Below are 20689 nucleotides of genomic sequence, written 5' to 3'. Positions count from 1 at the left end.
TAAAAGTTCTAATTTTCAAAAGTAAATTTATGAACTTTAATATAATGTTTCTGTAATTTTCCAGAAATCGAAAATGCAACAGATTTCAAAAAATTGCTTATAACTTAAAGAAACGAGATATGCAAAAAAACAAATTTACAAAAAATACAAGCTCTTATATTAAAAAAAAATCCTAATTTCTATTCTTATATAATTCATTTTAAAAGTACATCAGAATTCTGATGCTTTTGTTATTAAAATGTTTAATCGTCGTGTTAGTTAATTTTGTCTTTCCAATATTATTTTTAAAAAAGTCTTTCTATTTTTTTATATGAATAATTAAACACCTTACTTCATTGAATTAGGCTTTTTATTTCACGTGAGTTCGGTGAAAGCGATTTATTAATGCTGCGATCCATAGAGAGTAGCATTTGAGTTTGGAAATTTTGAAGAAATTGGAGTGAAAAAAACTCATTGAAGCACTTTTTACGAAAGAGTTTCAGGTCGGAAGCTATTTTAGCTTTGAAATATGCGAGTTGCAACGACGCCTTTAAGAAGTCGTTTCATTGAGTTTTTATTCACCCAGATTTTCTTACGCCAAACCCACGTTATTTGAATCGTTTAAACAAATTTCAATTTATAAAATGATTGTTTTATTGGCATACTTTTTGATTTCTTAAATGGTGATTTTATACAAACAATAAATTGTCAATTGAGTTTCAATTTTATGGAAATGACCTTTTCTCAATTGAAAATTTAAATTTGATCTACTTTTAACATAATTGATTTTGAGTCCTGAAATCAATTATCCTCTTTACAAATGAAACAACTTATTTCCAATATGATCATGTTCTATAAGTTTGTTATTTTATTTTGTTTCTTAAGTGATGTACTTGAAACTTATCTTATAATTTTAAAAAACACAACTCGGCGCATAACTTTAAAAATAAAATTCTTAAATTCTAATATTATTTTTTATTTTTCTAAATTATATATTACAACTTTATTATTTATAGTGACATTTACTATTGATGGGAAAGAAGCCACTCTTCCTACTTTAAAAAAAGAAGATAAAAAAACTTCTGAAAAGGAAGACGGAATTATAGTTCAAGGTAGAAAGGATAAAAGGGATTTAGAAATATTTAAAACCCCGAGTAGTATTTCCAGATTTAATGAACAGGATATTTTAGATAAGGGTATATCTAGAACCAATGATATTGATAAGCAGGTTCCAAATTTTGCAATTATAGATTCGGGCGCTCGTAACTTCACATATTATAATATTCGAGGAATGAGAAGTACTCTTTTTAGCGATCCTTCCGTTGGATTGATAGTAGATGGAGTTCCTCTTGCAGATAACGTTGCATTGAACACAGAACTATTTGCGCTGGATAGTATTGAAGTTCATAGGGGTTCTCAAGCGACTGTTTTTGCAAAAAATTTCCAAGGAGGCATAATAGAAATTAATACTAAAAAACCAAATAATATGCCTCAGGGCAAATTTACGGTCGATTGGGGAAATTATGAAAAAAAAGAATATTCTTTTTTTTATAATATGCCTCTGGTCAAAAATAAACTTTATATCGCTGTTTCCGGAAAATCCACCCAAAGAAGTGGGTATTTAAATAACGTAAGCGGATTTAATTACCCTAATAATTTAGTTTCTGATATACCGATTGAAATTCGCAAAACACATCCAGATGGACGAAGAGGAAAATCTGGAAGATTCAGATTGTTTTGGACTCCCTTAGAAAATTTAGAAGTAGATTTACAAGCAAACGCTGAAAGTTTCGATGATGGTTCTTTGAACATAGTCAATTACCTTGCTTCAAGAACAGAAAGACGAAAAAGTCTAGTAAAAGGATGTGTGGTTAGTCCGGAAGTTTGTGATAAAAATATTCGAACTTATATTAATCGTACGAAAGCAGTTCGAAAAGTGTTTTGGGATTATGAAGGTATTTCAAATACAACCGGGAAAACATATTCCAGTAATATTACTTATAAATTTCCTAAAGCGGTTTTAAAGACAATTTCTAGCATTAGAAAAATGGAAATTGATCCTTTAAGTATAGATGGAGATTTTACAAGAAGCCCGGTAATTAAATCGGAATATATAGAACATTCTACTACTAGAACCCATGAGACGAGTATAGAATCAAAAAATAAAAAAGAGCCGTTACAATTTAAAATCGGAACATTATTTTATCATAAAATATCTGACAAAGAGTTTATTCAAGAGCGTTTAATGCAAGCATATACGTATAACGTGCTTAAGGGATTAAACGCTCCCGCTAGAGAGATACATCATTCAAGAGTTGTAGATAAGTCTTTTAGCTTTTTTACTCATAATAGTTATACGTTTTGGGAAAAATTTACTCTTACCTTAGGTGCCAGGGTCGAAACTCAAAAGATTGGTATAGGTCATAGTCGTGATGCGAGAGGTGTTTTATTCGATAATCCTTATGGAGACGTAAGAATTTTATCTCCCCACTATGTTCGAAATGACTCTTATCGTTATAATGTTTCTAGAATTATTTTTGATTATAAACCTGTAGAGTCTTTGATGATTTTTATCGGTTTAAGTCGCGGATATAAAAATGGAGGATTTAGTACCGTTGTTAATCAACCATCATTAGCCGCTTTTAAACCAGAGGTTAACGATACACTAGAAGTAGGAATCAAATCTAAATATTTCAACGAAAACTTAGGAATTAATCTCGCCTACTTTTATACGGAAACTGCGGATTTCCATGTAATCAGGGCTATTTCTATAGCCGAAGCTATCAATTTAAACGCCGAAAAAGTTACAATTCGCGGGGCCGAAATGGAAGCCTATCTAAAACCTTATAAGTCGTTACAGCTCGGTTTTTTAGCAGGATATACGGAAGGGATTTTTAATAAGTTTTATGATCGGATTTTAGATACGAACTTTGATGGTAAACATGTACATTTTATTCCACAGTATGACCTAGTCAGTTATCTGCAATATCGTTCGTCGCCTGGTTTGTTTTTCAGATATGAATTTCAAGTTGTAGGTAAGATGTATTTTGCCGCAGATAATACAATTTATAGCAGCCCTTATACCATCACAAATCTGAAAATAGGATACGAAGAAGAGCGTTTGTCCGCTTATCTTTATTGTAATAACATAAATAATGAATATTACTTTACTTCTTATATAGACGGGACATTTCAAGCGGTCCCAGGAGCACCACGGACTTATGGATTCATTGTAAATTACAAAATATAAATTAAGTTTAAGGAGATTTAAATTCAATGAGAAAAATGATAAGAGTAGTCTTAGCGATTGTTTTGATGATAGCTAATCTAGCTTTTTGTAAACAAGAAGATAATGTGAATGTAAACGATATTCTTGGGATTTTACTTTTAAAACAAAATTCACAGAGTGAGGGACAAAGTTTAGGACTTACGATTATGTTTAGTACTAGGTTTAAAAAACCAAATGGAGAAATCCTTTCTTGCCATGAATGGACAAAGGCATTTTTTGATAAAAAAGCACTTTGGAATCAATCTGCTCAAAATTTTGTAAAGAGAATGAAAGAAGTATATGACTATGATATGGCTTACGATATTATCGATGGTCCTTGTGTAGTTCCTAATAAGGTGGCTGCTTGTAACTACGAAGGTTTTATGGGTATTAACGAGCCTGTACCAAATGTATATTCCTATGCTGGAGAAAGAGAATATTTTGTACCTATTTGGAATTCATATAATTTTGATTTCGGAAATAGTAGCTCTGGAAAAGAGCTTTGTAATAATCTTCAGAGTTTTGGACATGCAACTCATTATAAATGTTTGGCACCAGGACAGTGTTGGGAATAAAAGTAATTTAAATTATATATAATTTAGAAAATTATAATTTAAATATTTTTTTGAATAATTGAAGTGAATCTATTTTCCTTGAGGTTAAGTGATAAATATTGTAGTCGTCTCTATGGTTTTTATTTTGCCCCAAGGAAATAAAGATTTGAAGCAATATTTAGAGTAAAGTCTGATTTATTGTAGATAAAAAAGAAAAGAGTTTCCTTTTAAATGAATTTCAAAAAGCAAATTTGTTTATTGTGAATTATCTGATTCCCTTAAGCTATCGAATCATATTAGAATTTTAGGAAATTCCTTTCTTTAAAAATGAACATAGATTTGTTTTTAATTTCAGTAAGTGGTAATCAATCTTGACGATTATTAATAATTTCCGGAACGGTTACAAAACTATATCCTTTAGAAATCATTTCTTGGATAAAATCGGGAAGAATATAAATCAGTTTTTCCGATTGTCTAGGAGAACCTAAATGCATCAAAATGATAGCTCCGTTCATACCATTTTTATCTGCTTCTTCCCAACGGTATAGAAAATCGAGAGTTTCCGCTTTGGTTTTATAGTTTGGATTGGGTACGATTCTGGTTTTTCCGGTCTGAGGATCTTTTTTATAAATAAATTTCTTATATACAAAATCTGGAATATCTAAAGAACCTTCCGAGTTGTTGCTCCAAAAGATATGATGTGTGTAACCTAGTTTTCCGAAGGTTTGTATGACCAAAGGATCAAACCCTCCGTAGGGAAGTCTGTAGTATTTAGTCAATGGTTTGCCAGTAATAGATTCAAATTTTTCCTCTACCATTCTCATTTCTTGTTGTAGAAAATTTGCATCTGGAATTTCGTTGGAAACGTAACTCAATAACGCTCTTCTACGAAGAGAAGTTTCATATAAACTTTTTGGAATATTATAATGACTCCAAGTATGATTTCCAAAAACGACTCTGTTTCCTAATTCTGATAATTTTTTTAAATAGTATAAATTAGTATTACTAAAAAAAGAACCGTTTTTAAGAGCCGGATTTTCATTTGAAACGAACAAAGTGATTTTAATCGGAAATTGGGAAAGATATTCGTAGATCAGTTTTAAGTCTTCTCCAGTTCCAAGATCAAATGTAAGTGCAATTTCTTTAAAACGTGTATCTCCCCGATTGATGTTTTTTCCAATTTCTGAACCCGCAAGTGTTTCTAAATTTGTTTTGTTTGCTGCAACCTGATCGGATAGATCTCCATCTAGAACTGAATCATAAAGATCCGATTTGAATTTCAGAAGTTCTTCTTCTTTTTGTTGTTCTTCAAGACGAAGAGAGGTTAATGTTTCTTCCAAATTAGTAATGTGAAGAGTTTGTTTTTCTACGGTAGCTTCTAATTTGAAGATTTTGTTGGTTAGAGTAAGCGCGGAGACAGTGCCTAAAAATGTAAAAAAACCAATCGAAAAAATAATACGAATCGTTTTGAATTTTCGTTCAATTACCTCGGACTCAATTCCGTTTTTTTTAATTTCAGAAATAGTTTTGGAAAGTTCCGATGATTCTTCTTCACTTAACATAAAGATTTGATTGAAAGAAGGAATTTTGAATTCTTCAAATCATTTTTAGGAAATAATTTTTAAAAATTTCCCTTTTTTTCCCTGTCTTACTAAGTATTCTTTTCCTTTTTGAATCGAAAGTTTTTCGTCGGTGATCTTGTCTTCAGAAAGATAAAGTCCTCCCGATTTGATCAGTCTTCTTCCTTCAGAAACAGAAGGTAAAAAAGAAAGTTTACTTAATACCCAGACTAATAAAGGTTCTGGAGTTTCTGCAAAAAATTCTTCCCCTAATTTGATTTCTTTTACGTCATCCGGAACTGCTCTAGATTTAGGGTTGTGAATTTTTTTCCATTCCTGAATTGCTTCTTCGTTTTCAGAAGTAGATGAAAATTGATCCATGATTAATTTTGCAAGTTCTGTTTTTACTTCTTTTGGATGAAGTTCTTTTTTCGCCATCCCATTCTTTCGATTTTCGATTTCAGGCAGAGGAAGATCGGTTAAAAGTTCGAAATAGTTCCACATCAGATCGTCGCTGATCGACATGAGTTTTCCAAACATATCGATCGGAGTTTCAGTGATTCCTACGTAGTTTCCAAGAGATTTGGACATTTTTTTAGATCCGTCCAGTCCCACAAGTAACGGAAGAGTCAAAACACACTGTGCCTCTTTTCCGTATTCTCTTTGTAAGTCTCTTCCTACGAGAAGATTGAATTTCTGGTCGGTTCCGCCTAACTCTACGTCGCATTCCATTGCTACAGAATCGTAACCTTGTACGAGAGGATATAAGAATTCTATCATGGAGATGGGTTGCCCCGCTTTGTAACGTTTGCTGAAATCGTCTCTTTCAAGCATTCTAGCAACGTTATATTTAGAGCTAAGAACTAAAACGTCTTCGAAATTCATTTTAGAACACCAATTTGAATTGTAGATAATTTTGGTTTTAACCGGGTCTAAAACTTTAAAGACTTGGTTTTGATAGGTTTTTGAATTTTCTAGAACCTCTTCTTTGGAAAGTCTTTTTCTGGTTTCAGACTTTCCAGTAGGATCTCCGATCATTGCGGTAAAGTCTCCTAGTAAAAAAGAAACTTCATGACCCAAGTCTTGAAAATGTTTTAATTTTTTGAGCTGAACAAAATGGCCTAAATGAAGATCGGGAGCGGTCGGATCAAAACCAGCTTTGATTTTAAGAGTTTTTTTCTTTTGAAGTTTGGATTTTAATTCCTCTTCGCTAATTAGATCAACGGTGCCGCGACGGATGATTTCGATTTGTTTTTGAATGTCCATGAAAGAAAATCTGGATTGAATTGTGAAACTTAATGCAAATTTGTAGGGAGAAAGAAACCTGTAAAGCAGGAAGAGTTCTCAAAATGGAAAAACAAAAACGAGTCGAACAAATTTCAAAACTACAAAAAGAATCCTTTGATATTTTAGTAATCGGAGGTGGATCTACAGGTGCCGGAGCTGCTTTCGATGCGGCAAAAAGAGGTTATAAAACGGCTCTGATTGAAAAAAAAGATTTTGCTTCGGGAACCTCTTCCCGTTCCACCAAACTGATTCATGGCGGAGTGCGCTATCTGGCTCAGTTTCATTTTAAATTGATTCATGAGGCTCTAACAGAAAGACAAAGACTTTTGGAAAACGTCCCTCATTTAGTCAAACCTCTTAAGTTCGTTCTGCCCGCATATCGATTTTACGAAAGACCATATTACGGAATTGGTCTTACTCTTTATGATCTTTTGGCTTCTAAAGGAAAACTTCCTTTTCATAAAACGGTTTCTAAATCCGAAGCGGTTTCCGAATTTGAGGCAATTAAAAAGGACGGTCTATTTGGCGGAATAACCTATTACGACGCTCAGTTTAATGATTCTCGTTTGAATGTTCTTCTTGCAAGATCTGCTCAACAAGAAGGAGCCGTAGTTGCCAATCGAGTCGAACTCGTTTCCTTTATCAAAAAGAATGGAAAAATTGTAGGGGCCAATCTCAAAGATTTAGAGACAGAAAAAAATTTTCCGGTTTATGCAAAGGTAATTGCAAATACGACCGGAATTTGGGTGGATCACATTCGTAAGTTAGACGACCCAAGGACGTTTAACGTGCTTTCTCCCAGTCAAGGGATTCATTTAGTATTCTCTAAAGAAAAAGTTCCTTGTAAGTCTGCTATGATCATCCCGAAAACAAAGGACGGACGAGTAGTGTTTATCATTCCTTGGGAAGATCGCGTAATTCTTGGAACTACGGATACTCCGATTGAAAATCCTGGAGAAGAACCACTTCCAATAGGAAATGAGGTTCAATTTTTATTAGATACTGGAAACGAATATTTAGAAAATCCAGTCACTCAAAAAGACATTCTTTCTGTGTTTGTAGGAATTCGTCCTTTGATTTCACCAGAAGGAAATCAGGATACTAAAAATATTTCGAGAGAGGAAGTGATTTTAGTTTCTAACTCGGGCCTTGTTACTATGGGTGGAGGAAAATGGTCTACATATAGGAAGATGGCTGAGGATTTGGTGGATAGGCTCATTCAAGTTGGAAATTTAGAAATTAAAGAAGAATGTTCTACTAAATTTTATACTTATCCCGGAGCTGCAAACTATTCGGAATCTCTTTATCAGGAAATCGAAAAAACGTATAAGATCGATACTGTTTTTGCAAAAAGACTTCAAAATTATTATGGAACGGAGGTTTTCGAAGTTTTAGGTAAAAAACCAAAACTTTTAGGAAAGGGAATTCCGTATTTTGAAGAAGAAGTTGTATTTGCGGTTAACGAAGAATTTGCGTTAGGCGTCACCGATGTTCTTGCAAGAAGATTTAGGATTCTATTTGTAGATCTAACTCTAACGCAAAAAATGGTTGCTCCTGTAGCAACTATTCTTGCTAAAAAGTTGAAATGGAAAGAAAAGACAAAAAAGTCGGAAGAAACGGCTGTGATCGATTTGATCGAGAGTTTAAGAAAGTCTTATCGATGAGAATTTGTCGGAACATCGATGGATTTTTTGTGAAACTAAAATGAGCCCCACCCGCGTTTGGGTGGAGGTGGTGGGAAAAAATTCCGGCAAATTCTCCTATATCAGAAAATTCTAATTCTCGCAAGAAGAATTTGCACGCGTCTTTTGGTCGGAACTCCGACAACTTTTTAATAAAACCGCAATCAATCTTTTTTTTAAGTTCAATGCAAACCCGCTAAGGTCCGCCACTTGCACATCGCCGGATATTGATCTTCATCTACACCCTCGTCCGCTTCAATAGCCATATAACATACAAATCGATAACAAACAAGGATTTGGTTTTGTGTCAAGTTGAGATCCTTTGCATAAGCAGCAACATCGAACGTTTCACCGTAACCTTTGCCGACATCGCGAGGAGCCACAGACGGTAGGAGGATCCAATAAGCGCGCTGAGGAGTGTCGCTCATGTTTTTGTAATCATTGAAATTGAGAGCAAACATCATAACTGCGGGTAAATAATAACGAAGACCTTCGGAATCGAGGTAAGTTAGGAATTCAGGATGATTTGCAAGATGCTCCGTTGGCACATCGCGCCAGTGAACGTCAGGATCTTTTTTTCGAGCCGCAAGGCATTCTTCTTTGCTCAGATAATCGTCTTCTGCCACCGCCTCGTGAAGCGTTACGCCGTTCCCGCGAACTACGTTTTCAAATGCGAAATCGATTAGAATACGCAACACTTCAACAGGAATTAAGTCTTTTCGAAACTCATCGCGAAAATCAGGAGTCGTATCGATAAAGAAGTGGTTGAGGTCTTGCAACGCTTTCGATCGATCCCCTTTGTTAAAAGCTTCGGCGATACGTTGTTCGACGATTTTCTTAAAATCATCTTGTGAAATAGAGTTTACTACCCAATAACCTCGTTTTCCTTCTAAGGGAATACCAAGTCGAATTGCACCTTCTTCTGAAATAAGATTTATTGCGAAAAAAGTACAATGTCCCTTCCCTTGTGGAATGTCTGGAAAACGCAGTAAGAAAGAACAATGCGCCTCTTTCCCAGGGTCTAGAGATTCCTTGGAAGCGGGTAATTCTTGTAGATAAAACCATTCAATTTGATACCGAGTCATTGCGAAATTTAATATCGATTCCTAACTCGTTAAAAATAGCTTTTAATTAAGAAAAGCCACAGAAGCGCTGTCCAGAACCAAAACATAGGAATATACAAAAAATATAATATTCCCTTCGACCATCCTCTTTTTTTAAGAGAATGAAATAGAATTGCACCAAAAATAAAACCCAAAGGCCATAACAAGCTTGCATACATTGCTACAAGCCAGACGTTATCTCCGTGTAAGGAATCTGGGTGTGGAAACAAAGATTGTGAAATCGGAAATACCAAATAGTACAATCCAAGTCCCATCGTTCCCAAACTGAAAAATCCTATAAATTCAAAAAAGAAAAAAGGGATAAAACCAAATTTAGTTAGAAATTGCCACATAGTTACCTGATCCTATATTTAAATTTTTCGTTAGGAACAACCGTAGAAATTGGCAAAGTATATAAAAATGATGTTAATGTCCGTTGTAGGAGTTCCGACAAAATCAACCGTCAATATAGTCTTTTAATTTCTTGGAACGAGAAGGATGTCTCAGTCTCCTAAGGGCCTTCGCTTCGATTTGACGAATTCTTTCTCTTGTAACTTTAAATTGATAACCTACTTCTTCTAAAGTTTGAGGATAGCCGTCGTCCAAACCGAAACGCATACGGATTACTTTTTGTTCTCGAGCCGGAAGAGTATGTAACACTTGACGAATTTGTTCTGCTAAAATGCTAGAAGCTGCAGCATTCACAGGAGTTTCTACTTCCGTATCCGGAATAAAATCTCCTAGTTCTGAGTCTTCTTCGGAGCCCACAGGAATTTCCAGAGAAATTGGTTCTCTGGCAACGTTCTTAACCATTTTCACTTTTTGAACAGGCCAACCGAGTCTTTCCGCAATCTCTTCGTTATTTGGATCGCGCCCGAATTCTTGAATAAACAATCTAGTTTCACGAATTACCTTATTGACTTGTTCGATCATGTGAACTGGAACTCGGATCGTTCTTGCTTGATCGGAAATGGCGCGTGTGATTGCCTGACGGATCCACCAAGTTGCGTATGTGGAAAATTTATAACCTTTTTTATACTCGAATTTATCCACCGCTTTGATAAGTCCAATGTTTCCTTCTTGGATCAAATCGAAGAAGTGCATACCACGATTCGCATAACGTTTTGCGATGGAAACTACGAGTCTAAGATTTGCTTTGACCAGTTCTTTTTTTGCTTGGGAGATTTCTCTTTCTCCTTTGATGATTTTTTCGCCCCAATCTTTGATTTCTTGAACCGTAGAACCTGCTTCCTGTTCCATACGACGAAGTTTTCTTTCATTGTTTCGGATGTCCTTAATGACTTCTCGAACTTCGTCTATGTTGACGCCCATCTTAACTTCGATGTCGTCTAACTTTTCATTCTTTTCGATAAATCGGTTAAACGCCTTAATGTCTCGGACATCTTGACCATATTGAGCTTTGATCTTTAAAAAATGACGATCTATTTCCTTGATTCTAAAAACCATGGATTTGATCTTTTGAGAAATTTTTTGAATTTCTTTTTGAGAAACTCCAAGTTCTCGGATTGCGTTGTATATGATTTCTGTAGAAGCGTCTATCTTCTCTTTAAATTCCTTATACTTTTTAGAAGTTTCAGAATACTTTCTGATTTTAGAAATTGCTTCTTGAAGGACCTTCTCCTGTTCTTGGATGACTAAAATGTTTTTAAAAAATAATTCTTCTAGTTTATGAGCTTCTTCTGCGTTGAGAGCATACATTTTATCGACTCGAATCAGATCATAAACTTTGATCTTCTTACTTCGAATCTTAGGTAAAAGTTTAATATAATTTGCTCTGAGAATGGAGGAACTTAAAATCGTCTCTTCAATGATCTTTTCTCCCTTCTCAATTCTTTTTGCGAGAAAAACCTCTGTTTCGCCGGAAATTAAACTTACCTTACCAATTTCTCTTAAATAAAGTTTGATCGGATCTTCGGAACCGCTTGTAGAAGCGGAGGATTCTTTTTTCTTTCTAGCTGGTTTAGAATCGTCTTTAGGAACGAGAGTGGAAGCGGGTTCCAGAGTGTTTCTGGTATATTCTTCTACGATTTCGATTCCCATCTCGTGCAGTAGTGTAAAAAAGTCGTCTATCTTTTCCGAGTTCAGAATTTTATCGGGAAGTATTTCGTTAATATCATCGTAAGAAACTTCACCGTTTGCCTTTCCGAGGGAAATAATTTTCTGAACCTCGGGCATACTTTGTAGATTTTCCATTCGAACCCCTCTAAATTTATGTGGTTGATTGACTCCGGATATGTTCCAGAATCTTTTCTTTTTCTTTACGGTAAAAACTCAGTTCCGTAAATATTTCGGGCGTAAAAAAACGTTCTCTTTTTTGATCGAGTTCCCGAATTTTTTCATCAATTCTAAACTTCTTCTGTTGTAACAAAAGAATTCTAAAAACCTTATGTAGTTCTCCTGGTTCTGTTTTTTCAGAATCTTCTTCTAAAAGATAAGGAGCCAGAATTTGTTTTAGATCTTCTGGAAGTTCAGAGGTTAAAATCCCTACTGGAGAAATTTCCTCTTCTCCCGTGTAGATTGTGTATAAATAATCCCAAAGATAAGAACTTGCAATGTCCATGAATTCCATCGAAGAAATTTCTTCCGAATAGGAAAACAATCCAGTATGTTTTACGAGCATAGAAACGATCTTTCTTTCACAATCTAAAGCCGGACCAGAGATTTCCTGAACTTCTTTTAAGTTAGAACTAGTATCGGCATTGGAAGGTCCATTCTTTGCACTGGTTCCGCCTTTAAAATCTCTAAGAACCGCCTCCATACTGATTCCGAGTTTATTAGCACCCAATCCGAGCAAGAATTGTTTGTCCGTTTCCCGGCCTAGGGTTTGGATGAAGGAATATAAATTTTGAAGTGACTTTCTTTTTTTTTCCGGCAGCGTGCGGGAATCTGCATTTTCCAGCAGTTCTTCTACAACAAATTCGGAACCCTGAATTCGATCGGAAAGTATTTCGTGTAATTCCGGTCTGGTAAGTGATTTAGATAGATCGAAAGGATCTTTTTCTTCTGGAAGTAAAACGATGGAACATTCCATTCCTTCTTTTAGACAAATTTCGGCGGCTCTTAAAGCGCCTTTCTTACCTGCTATATCCCCGTCCAAAACGAAAACGATCCGTTCCGCAAATTTTTTAAGAGTTCGAATATGATTTTCAGTAATTGCGGTTCCCATAGAAGCGATTACGTTTTCATAACCTCTCCTAACCAGCCCGATTACGTCTAGATAACCTTCGACGAGCATAGCTTCCCCCGTTTTACGAACTCCTTCTCTGGCTTTAAAAAAATTATAAAACGTTCTACTTTTATCAAAAATCAACGAGGCTTGGCTATTGATATACTTTGCTTCCTTTCCCGGACCTAAAATTCTTCCTGAAAATGCTACCGTTCTGCCGGAAAGATCCAATACTGGAAACATAATTCTGTCCCGGAAAAAATCGTAAGGACGTCCATTTCCGGCCTCTTTTTCTCTAAGAAGCCCTAGTTGAATTGCTCCCGAGATTTCTTCCTTAGTCTTTAACACTTCTTTGGCGAGTGTATCAAAACCTTCAGGGGCATAACCTAAACCGAATAAACGAATTTCTGAATCTTCTATTTCTCTGGACTTAAGATAATCGAGTGCGTTTTTACCTGTAGGAGTATGTAACAGGTGTTGGTAATATTCAGAAACCTTTAAATTTATTTTATAAAGAAAGTCTGAAAATTCAGAATTTTTAGAACTTTTTTCTTCAAGTGGAATTCCAGAATATTCGGAGAGAATTTCCAGAGATCTGGAAAAATCCACTCGTTCGTAACTCATTACAAAACGAATGAGATCTCCGGATGCCTTACATCCGAAGCAGTAATAAAATTGTTTTTCTGCGGAAACGTTAAAAGAAGGAGATTTTTCTTGGTGAAATGGACAAAGGCCTATAAAATTTTTGCCACGTTTTTTAAGAGGAATAAAACGAGATATATAGGACTCGATGGGAACTTCCCGGTGAATTCGATCGATGAAATCCTTTTTGTTGGACAACGGGGGCTCACTTAGTACTCAGGAAAGCCTGGATTTAACGATTGCCGAAACTTTAGTACCGTCGATACTTTTTCCTTTGAACGCGGCCATAACTCGCCCCATCACTTTTCCTATATCTTTTGCGGTTGGCTGTAATTCTGCAAAAATTTGATCGATGGTTGCAATCATCTCAGATTCTGGAATTTCAGGAGGAAGATATTCTTTTAGAACGGAAGCTTCACCTTCTTCTTGAGCCAAAAGATCGGCTCTTCCCGCTTTTTGATACATTTGAATCGCATCTAAACGTTTTGCGTATGCTTTTTTAATCACGGAAACTACTTGATCGTCCGCAAGTTCTTTCGCTCCGGTTTTAGTCAATTCATATTGAATATCCGATTTGAGAAGCCGAAGCGTAGAAAGATGAGGTTCTTTCTTTGCTTTCATCGCTTCTTTTAGATCATCGTTGATTTTTATCTGCAAGGACATAGGTTTTTTAGATTCGAGCGGAATCAATCGATTCCAAGTTTGATGAAGTCAAAAATTAAGCTTTGTCTTTTTTAGAGAAAAGGCGTTTTTTCTTTTCTGCTTTTCTTTTTGCGGATTCGATCGCTTTTTTCTTTTTAATACTTGGTTTTTCGAAGTATTCTCTGCGTTTGATTTCGCTCATAATTCCTGCGTTTGCGCAGTCACGTTTGAAACGTTTTAGAGCAGATTCAATCGATTCTCCGTCTTTTACAATAATTCCTACCATTCGATTTTTAGGTTCCTTTGTTTTAGTTGCAATTCTCCAAGTGAGCACTTGGAGACAAAATACGTGAAAAAATAACTATCCAATTTCTTATGTAGAAATAAATAGACAAGATACACGATACCAGAAAAAGGGAGGATTCTGTCAAGGGTTTTACGACAAAATCTCAAAAAGACATTTAGGCAGCAAAAAATTCCGCTTTTTGAATCTCCGAAATTTCAATTTCTGCCACAATTCCCGATTTTCCATTTTTAATGACTACATCTCCGTTCAATCTTCTGTTTTTATCTAGTTCGATTACAGTTCCATTTTTAAGATGAAGTACGATGTCGATTCCTCTGTAATCAATGTACCGAGCCAGGGTTTTTTTGAATTTTTCCGTTTGATCCATTCTGATTTCCTCGTGAAAATTTACGGTACAAATGTTCATTCTCTGAAGAATTTTTTATAAAAGATTATTTTTCTGTGCGGTTTATTTACCTCAAAATTCACACTACTTTTATTATCTTAAGAATAGTATTCAAAAATTAAGATCTATATATTTTGCATACTTTCATTTTCGTAGTAATTTCCACACACTATTTTACTTAGAATTATAGTAAGACAAATCTCTATCGCAAAAACCGTTTAAATGCAAAATATTAAATGGTTCTATTATACCTCTTCTTTTCAAGAATTTAGATGGTTTTACAACTTTACTAAAAGATTAAGTTTCTCAAAGAAAACAATTAGATGCTAAAATATCGATTCTAATTCGTTTAACAAATGTCAGGTACTTTTGAAAGAAACGAGCAATTGTTTCCAAATTGGTTCGATTGAATCGATCGGAGAATCCAATTCCATAAATTGAATTTCATAATCTACAATGAGATGGTTTACTTGAAATACTACTTCATTAAATCTTCCTTGTACAACTTCAATTTTACAATCCGGAGACAAGGTAAGCATCGATCTAGAATTGACTACGTATAGTTTATCATATGGACGAAGATGAGCTTGTATGATGAGTTTAAGCTCTTTCATGATTTCGCCGGATTTTTGTTCTCCTAGAAGTTTAAAATAAGAATATAAATCCTGAAAATAAAAATGAGTGATTACAATTTCGTTACTCAAAGAATTTCGAATATCTCTAATGATTTGATCTGAAAATTCCTCAAATGGATCTTCCGTAATTTTATACTTGTGTGTGATCGGTTTGATTGAGGATTCCATCCTTAACTCCTTTCTTCCTTACAAATATCGGATAAGAATCTTCTAAAAAATCGTAAGATTCTTTTGAGTTTTCATTTTTGGACTTTTTTACAGAATCTTTTCGCTTGAATTCGCAGGCTCACAAAAAAACTCTGTTGAAATCATTTTCTTAGAGGAATCTATGTCTGTTCATCCTACACAAACATTGAGTCTTTCTCAATATTTAATCGAGGAACAACTCAAATTACCCCAGGCCACTGGAGATTTTACCGCTTTGATGAGTCATTTGGTTTATGCGGCTAAAATTGTTTCCAGAGAGGTTCGAAAAGCGGGGCTTTTAGAAAATATTTTAGGCGCTACGGAAATTGTCAACGTTCAAGGGGAAACCCAGATGAAATTGGACGAGTATGCAGATAAGGTTTTTAATCATACACTGACACGTTCGGGCCATCTTTGTATTTTAGGAAGTGAAGAACACGAAGAAACCGTTCCAGTTCCAAACGGATATAAAATCGGCAAGTATACAATTGCAATCGATCCGTTAGACGGTTCTTCTAACATAGACGCGAATGTTTCTATTGGTACTATTTTTTCTGTTCATTTGAGAAAAAGTCCTGGTGGAACCCCGGGAACGTTAAGCGATCTTTTACAACAAGGTTCCGGACAAAGAGCCGCGGGTTACATTTTATACGGATCTTCTACGATGCTTGTTCTTTGTACCGGCAAAGGAGTTTCCGGATTTACGTTAGACCCTTCTTGCGGTGAATTTATACTTTCTCATCCGGATATGCAAATTCCGGAAACGGGTGGAATTTATTCCATCAATGAAGGAAACTATAACTATTGGTCTGACGAAGTAAAAAATTATATCCGTGACATCAAATCGATTGAAGGAGGTAGAAAACCTCAATCAGGTAGATACATTGGTTCCTTAGTTGCAGACTTTCATAGGAATCTTCTAAAAGGAGGGATTTTTCTTTATCCAAACGATACTAAGTCTACAAAATATCCGAACGGTAAATTAAGACTTCTTTATGAAGCAGCTCCTATGGCTTTTATCGCGGAACAGGCGGGTGGTATGGCTGTGACTGTTTATGGGGAGAGAATTTTGGATCTTACTCCTAAAGAACTTCATGAGCGTACGACCTTAGTTGTGGGAAGTAAAAAGGAAGTGGAACACTTCTTAAAGTTTGCCCCTAAAAAATCTTAATCTGAAATGAAAAACATTCTTGATACGTTATATGAAATTGTTCGGGAATGTTTTCTTTAACATTCTATTATTTGCAAATATAATTAATTTATAAAAATGTCATCATTTTTTGAGTGAGGCAATAATCATTAAAGTTGTTGGAAAATTCATTCTCCATCTGTTTCTGTTTTATAGAAACGGTCAACTGAAGCAGTTTTGTTAATTGCCACTATGGGATTTTTCAACAACTCTATTGAACACTTGGGTCGAAGATAGGAATTCTCAGATAAAAACGAGTGTATCTTCCCGGCTCACTTTCAAAATTTAAGTTTCCTCCGTGTTCTTTTGCAATTCCTAAACTAACCGACAAACCAAGTCCAGTTCCTTTGTCAGCAGACTTAGTAGTGAAAAAAGTTTTAAATACAGATTCTTGAATGTCGATCGGAATTCCTGTGCCAAAGTCTTGAACCGAAAATTCAGCGTATTTTTTATGATTTTCTTCTACGATAGAATTTTCTAAAATGATTCTTTTTTCAGAATCATATTCTGGATACTTTTGGTTTAAACTGTCCACAGCGTTATTGACTAGGTTCAAAAGAATTTGAAGAATCTGTCCTTCTCTACATTGAATCGAATATCCCGGTTCTACGTTTTTCCAAGAAGCGTCTATCCGATTCATTTTAAAAATTTGTTGTGTAATTGATTCCAGTTTTACAAGTATTTCGCCCACTTCTACCGGATAAAGTGAACCCTTATCGTCTCTGGAAAATCGAAGAAGGTTTTTCATAATGGTAGAAATTCGTGCACTTTCGTCCCGAATTTTCGAAGCTAATTGTCTCGCCTTGTCCGAATCTACTTCCCCTCTTGCTATCATTGCTGCATATTCTGAAATTGCAATCAATGGATTGTTGATCTCATGTGCCATTGTTCCGGCCATCACTCCCATTGCCTCGAGTTTTTGACTTTGTCTGAGTTGTTCTTCTAATTCGTATCTTTCTTTTTCAGCCTTAATTCGTAATTCATGATCTTCTAATTCATGTAAGGCTCTTTGTACTGCAGGAAGAAGTTTTTCGATTTTATCTTTCAGTACGTAATCAGTAGCACCCATCGTAAGTGTTTGTATGGCTGCTTCTTCTCCATAAGTACCCGAAACGAATATGAATGGTGTTGTAGGACAGATTTTTTTAGCCAACTTCAAGGCGGAAAATCCGTCGTATTTTGGAAGACTAAAATCGGATAGAATTAGATGAGGTTTTTGATCCAAGATTGCCTGCAAAAATCCTTCTGAATCGCTTACATGAATGGGATAATAATCGATCTTGGCTCGATTTAATTGTCTTTGAATCAATTCTAAATCGACTAAAGAATCTTCTAAAAACAGGAATTTCCATCTATTCATTTGTGCTGTACCCACTTTCTATATTTTTATGACGCTTTTTTAAACCTTTTCGTTTCTTGAAAGTTTAGGAAGAGTGAATGAAAATTTAGAGCCTTTGTTTACTTCCCCTTCTGCAAATACTTGGCCTCCATGACGCTGTACAATTCTAGCTACGATCGCTAAACCTACTCCGGTTCCTTCAAATTCTTCTTGTGTGTGAAGTCTTTGAAATACTTTGAACAATTTATTTGAATAAGCCTTATTAAAACCAACACCGTTATCTTCTATGAAATAGTTGTTAAATCCGTTTGTTTCTTCGCAGCCGATCTTGATAAATGGAACTTCTTTCGTAGAAGAATATTTGACTGCATTTGAAATCAAGTTCATCCATACCTGTTTGAGAGCGGCTCCGTTTGCAAGTGCGTTTGGCAATTTGTCCACTTGAAACGAATAATTTTTTTTAGGATAATTTTGAAGAACAGTTGTAATTACTTCTTGTACCATTTTGTTCATCTCTACAACTCTACTTGGCAGATCTATTTTTGAAACCTTATGAAAATTCAAAAGATCTTGGATAAGATGATTCATATAGATTACGTTTTTATGTACAATCTTAAGTAATCTCAGAGGTTCCGAATCCATCTTTTCAGAAAAATCTTCTAAAACGATTTGGAGAAAACCTTCGATTCCTAATATAGGAGCTCTAAGATCGTGTGATACTGAATAGCTGAAAGATTCCATATCTGCATTTGCGTTTTCCAAGGTTTCGATCGCTTTTTTCAGAATGGAAAAATTATGAACTTTTACGTTCAATTCTTCGGGAGTAAAAGGTTTAATTAAATAATCATGAGCTCCTTCCTGAAGTAGTTTGATTCTGAAGTTCTGATCCGACTTCGCGCTTAAAAAAAGTATATAGGTGTTTGAAAGTTCCGGAATTTTTTTGATTTCTTTTAACATCTGATCCCCACTCATCACAGGCATCATAATATCTGTGACGATAATATCCGGTTTTTCAAGAATCGCCTTTTCCAAACCTTGTTTTCCATCCACCGCCACAGAAAGATTGAAATCATCGCATAACGTGTTAAAAATATATTTCCGCATTTCTACGTTATCTTCTACGATTAGAACCTTAGAACGATTGTAAGAATTGGATAATTCTTTTGTCTCGACTGTATTCTTTTTTAATTCGTTGATACTACTCGTTAAAGCGGGAAGAAATTCTTCCGTTTCGGCCGATTGTTCTGTCTCTTCTATATGAATAGATGCATAAATTGGAATTTGCACTTTAAAAAGGGCTCCTCCTAAAAGAGAATCAAAAACTCCGACAGAACCCAAATGTAGATCTACGAACTCTTTTACAATGGCAAGCCCGAGTCCGGTTCCTCCGAATGAACGGGAATCTCCCTCTTCTACCTGTCTGAATTTTTCGAAGATCTGATCTCTTAAATGTATTGGAATTCCGGGGCCGTTGTCTGCTACATAAATAGAAGCCATCGCACCTTCCGTTTTTAACGCACAATGGATCTTGCCTGAATCTGGAACAAATTTAAAAGCGTTTGATATAAGATTCAAAATGATACGTTCTACTTTAGAAATGTCTATTTGAATCGGAAAATTTTCGGGAATCGTCAAAACAAAATCTATATTTCTTTCTTTTGCTATGGAATCGAAATGGGACGCAATATATCGAATGACTTCGGAAAGATTTGCATTCGAATATTTTAATGTCATTTTTCCGGCTTCTAGTTTGGAAAGATCTAAAAGGTCGTTTACGTGTTTCAACAAAGTGTAAGAATTTCTTTCTATCGTTTCCAAAAATGCTCTTTGTGTAGAATTGATTCCTTGATCCTTGAGTAATGTTCTAGTTGGACCAAGTATCAATGTTAAAGGTGTTCTGAGTTCATGGCTCACGTTTGCAAAGAACTGTGATTTTAATTGATCTATGTTGAATAAACGTTGATATACTTCTTGGATTTCCCTTTCCCTTTCAGTTAATTCTTCGTTGAGTCTGAGAAGTTCTTTGTTGCTTTTTTGAATCTCTTGAGCCCTTTAATAAATTTCGGTTTCCATAGATACGGTTAGATTTTTAAGTTCTTCTGTAATTTTGTTTTGTTCTTTTCCTTTGTTTTTAAGCTGAACAAACTCTGTGACTTCTTCTGCTCTATGGACGATGTATATGACTTCTCTTTTTTCGTTTAGAATCGGTGAATTCATAGGGCTCCAATATTTTTCTTCAAATTCTTCTGATTCTGGTCGCCTAACGTCGTATTTTTGAACAGCCATTGTATTCGGAATTTTTTCTTTTAAAACGAATGCAAGAGAGGCATATAAATTGCCCACACCATCCGCATTTGGGTCCGAAGGATTGTCAGGGAAAACTTCGAAAATTCCTCTGCCTAAAATTTCGTCCCGTTTTGTATTGGTGGCTTTTAAATACGAGTCGCTTACCGCGGCGATCCTAAGATCTGGAAAGAGAATGAGGTAAAGCCCAGGAAGAGACTCGAAAATGAGCCGGTATTCATTGTGTTTTAAATCGATTGAATTTATCATAAATTTCTAATTATGCTTTGAAATCGTGTCAAAGATATTGTTTACTTTGATTTCAAGTTGCAAGACATAAAAGTAACAGAATATAAATAGAATTTCAAATTCTTTTTACGAAATTTATAGCTAGATTCGTTTTAATAAAAAAGTGTAACATAATTATTTAAAAAGAAATCGATTTTTCTAAAATAAAAAATG

General features: G+C 35.1%; 15 protein-coding genes and 1 pseudogene. 4 read left to right on the top strand and 12 right to left on the bottom strand.

The features are described 5' to 3' along the window. Positions 1-820 precede the first annotated feature (820 nt). Positions 821-3229 carry a TonB-dependent receptor gene (locus tag LEP1GSC059_RS20225; RefSeq protein ID WP_036057992.1) on the top strand — a complete coding sequence of 803 codons (2409 nt, stop codon included), beginning with the start codon at positions 821-823 and terminating at the stop codon, positions 3227-3229. Positions 3230-3255: 26 nt separating this feature from the next. Further along, positions 3256-3822, top strand: a complete 567-nt coding sequence (locus tag LEP1GSC059_RS20220) for an LIC_11695 family lipoprotein (protein WP_017214947.1) — start codon at positions 3256-3258, stop codon at positions 3820-3822. 344 nt (positions 3823-4166) lie between these two features. Here the strand turns inward: LEP1GSC059_RS20220 and LEP1GSC059_RS20215 are convergent, their stop codons facing one another. After that, complete coding sequence (locus tag LEP1GSC059_RS20215) at positions 4167-5363, bottom strand: polysaccharide deacetylase family protein (RefSeq protein WP_017214946.1); 1197 nt, start codon at positions 5361-5363, stop codon at positions 4167-4169. A 45-nt stretch (positions 5364-5408) separates the two neighbouring features. Next, entirely contained in the window at positions 5409-6626 is a 1218-nt protein-coding gene (gene tyrS, locus LEP1GSC059_RS20210; RefSeq protein WP_020981258.1) for a tyrosine--tRNA ligase, read from the bottom strand. Positions 6627-6658: 32 nt separating this feature from the next. Between tyrS and LEP1GSC059_RS20205 the strand changes: the two genes are divergently transcribed. Then, positions 6659-8311 carry a glycerol-3-phosphate dehydrogenase/oxidase gene (locus LEP1GSC059_RS20205; RefSeq protein WP_017214945.1) on the top strand — a complete coding sequence of 551 codons (1653 nt, stop codon included), beginning with the start codon at positions 6659-6661 and terminating at the stop codon, positions 8309-8311. Positions 8312-8511: 200 nt separating this feature from the next. On the opposite strand, the gene LEP1GSC059_RS20200 is transcribed toward LEP1GSC059_RS20205, so the two are convergent. The 8 genes from LEP1GSC059_RS20200 to LEP1GSC059_RS20165 all read right to left on the bottom strand — a co-directional run bounded on the left by LEP1GSC059_RS20200 (position 8512) and on the right by LEP1GSC059_RS20165 (position 15398). Then, positions 8512-9414 (bottom strand): DUF6714 family protein, encoded by a 903-nt coding sequence (locus LEP1GSC059_RS20200; protein WP_017214944.1) that lies wholly within the window; start codon positions 9412-9414, stop codon positions 8512-8514. Between the two features lie 29 nt (positions 9415-9443). Beyond that, complete coding sequence (locus LEP1GSC059_RS20195) at positions 9444-9785, bottom strand: hypothetical protein (RefSeq protein WP_002176496.1); 342 nt, start codon at positions 9783-9785, stop codon at positions 9444-9446. Positions 9786-9888: 103 nt separating this feature from the next. Then, entirely contained in the window at positions 9889-11646 is a 1758-nt protein-coding gene (rpoD, locus tag LEP1GSC059_RS20190) for an RNA polymerase sigma factor RpoD (protein ID WP_002176596.1), read from the bottom strand. Between the two features lie 16 nt (positions 11647-11662). Then, entirely contained in the window at positions 11663-13459 is a 1797-nt protein-coding gene (gene dnaG, locus LEP1GSC059_RS20185; RefSeq protein ID WP_002176585.1) for a DNA primase, read from the bottom strand. An 18-nt stretch (positions 13460-13477) separates the two neighbouring features. Beyond that, a complete protein-coding gene (locus LEP1GSC059_RS20180) occupies positions 13478-13924 on the bottom strand; it encodes a GatB/YqeY domain-containing protein (protein ID WP_036057945.1) in 447 nt (148 codons plus the stop codon). A 55-nt stretch (positions 13925-13979) separates the two neighbouring features. Next, positions 13980-14189: a 30S ribosomal protein S21 gene (rpsU, locus tag LEP1GSC059_RS20175; RefSeq protein ID WP_000232823.1), complete on the bottom strand. Its 210-nt coding sequence runs from the start codon at positions 14187-14189 to the stop codon at positions 13980-13982. A gap of 175 nt (positions 14190-14364) precedes the next feature. After that, positions 14365-14577 (bottom strand): hypothetical protein, encoded by a 213-nt coding sequence (locus LEP1GSC059_RS20170; protein WP_002176753.1) that lies wholly within the window; start codon positions 14575-14577, stop codon positions 14365-14367. Between the two features lie 377 nt (positions 14578-14954). Further along, the gene (locus LEP1GSC059_RS20165) at positions 14955-15398 is read right to left on the bottom strand and encodes a hypothetical protein (RefSeq protein ID WP_002148640.1); all 444 of its coding nucleotides are present in this window, start codon (positions 15396-15398) and stop codon (positions 14955-14957) included. Between the two features lie 160 nt (positions 15399-15558). Between LEP1GSC059_RS20165 and fbp the strand changes: the two genes are divergently transcribed. Then, positions 15559-16587, top strand: a complete 1029-nt coding sequence (gene fbp / locus LEP1GSC059_RS20160) for a class 1 fructose-bisphosphatase (RefSeq protein WP_002176602.1) — start codon at positions 15559-15561, stop codon at positions 16585-16587. A 229-nt stretch (positions 16588-16816) separates the two neighbouring features. Here fbp and lvrB read toward each other — a convergent pair whose 3' ends face one another. Next, complete coding sequence (lvrB, locus tag LEP1GSC059_RS20155) at positions 16817-17965, bottom strand: hybrid histidine kinase/response regulator LvrB (RefSeq protein ID WP_002176562.1); 1149 nt, start codon at positions 17963-17965, stop codon at positions 16817-16819. 39 nt (positions 17966-18004) lie between these two features. Beyond that, positions 18005-20497, bottom strand: a pseudogene (gene lvrA / locus LEP1GSC059_RS20150) (hybrid histidine kinase/response regulator LvrA). Positions 20498-20689: the final 192 nt, after the last annotated feature.

This window comes from Leptospira noguchii serovar Panama str. CZ214, from assembly GCF_000306255.2.
GTDB classification, from domain to species: Bacteria; Spirochaetota; Leptospiria; order Leptospirales; family Leptospiraceae; genus Leptospira; species Leptospira noguchii.
The sequence above is the reverse complement of the archived record's forward strand: the minus strand, read 5'-3'. Positions and strand labels throughout refer to the sequence as shown.

Excerpts from the sequence above, each read along its gene's own strand:
- tyrS (WP_020981258.1), bottom strand. The coding sequence starts at position 6,626 with ATGGACATTCAAAAACAAATCGAAATCATCCGTCGCGGCACCGTTGAT.
- fbp (WP_002176602.1), top strand. The coding sequence starts at position 15,559 with ATGTCTGTTCATCCTACACAAACATTGAGTCTTTCTCAATATTTAATC.
- rpsU (WP_000232823.1), bottom strand. The coding sequence starts at position 14,189 with ATGGTAGGAATTATTGTAAAAGACGGAGAATCGATTGAATCTGCTCTA.
- LEP1GSC059_RS20200 (WP_017214944.1), bottom strand. The coding sequence starts at position 9,414 with ATGACTCGGTATCAAATTGAATGGTTTTATCTACAAGAATTACCCGCT.
- LEP1GSC059_RS20225 (WP_036057992.1), top strand. The coding sequence starts at position 821 with ATGATCATGTTCTATAAGTTTGTTATTTTATTTTGTTTCTTAAGTGAT.
- lvrB (WP_002176562.1), bottom strand. The coding sequence starts at position 17,965 with ATGAATAGATGGAAATTCCTGTTTTTAGAAGATTCTTTAGTCGATTTA.
- LEP1GSC059_RS20180 (WP_036057945.1), bottom strand. The coding sequence starts at position 13,924 with ATGTCCTTGCAGATAAAAATCAACGATGATCTAAAAGAAGCGATGAAA.
- LEP1GSC059_RS20165 (WP_002148640.1), bottom strand. The coding sequence starts at position 15,398 with ATGGAATCCTCAATCAAACCGATCACACACAAGTATAAAATTACGGAA.
- LEP1GSC059_RS20170 (WP_002176753.1), bottom strand. The coding sequence starts at position 14,577 with ATGGATCAAACGGAAAAATTCAAAAAAACCCTGGCTCGGTACATTGAT.
- LEP1GSC059_RS20205 (WP_017214945.1), top strand. The coding sequence starts at position 6,659 with ATGCAAATTTGTAGGGAGAAAGAAACCTGTAAAGCAGGAAGAGTTCTC.
- LEP1GSC059_RS20220 (WP_017214947.1), top strand. The coding sequence starts at position 3,256 with ATGAGAAAAATGATAAGAGTAGTCTTAGCGATTGTTTTGATGATAGCT.
- rpoD (WP_002176596.1), bottom strand. The coding sequence starts at position 11,646 with ATGGAAAATCTACAAAGTATGCCCGAGGTTCAGAAAATTATTTCCCTC.
- LEP1GSC059_RS20195 (WP_002176496.1), bottom strand. The coding sequence starts at position 9,785 with ATGTGGCAATTTCTAACTAAATTTGGTTTTATCCCTTTTTTCTTTTTT.
- LEP1GSC059_RS20215 (WP_017214946.1), bottom strand. The coding sequence starts at position 5,363 with ATGTTAAGTGAAGAAGAATCATCGGAACTTTCCAAAACTATTTCTGAA.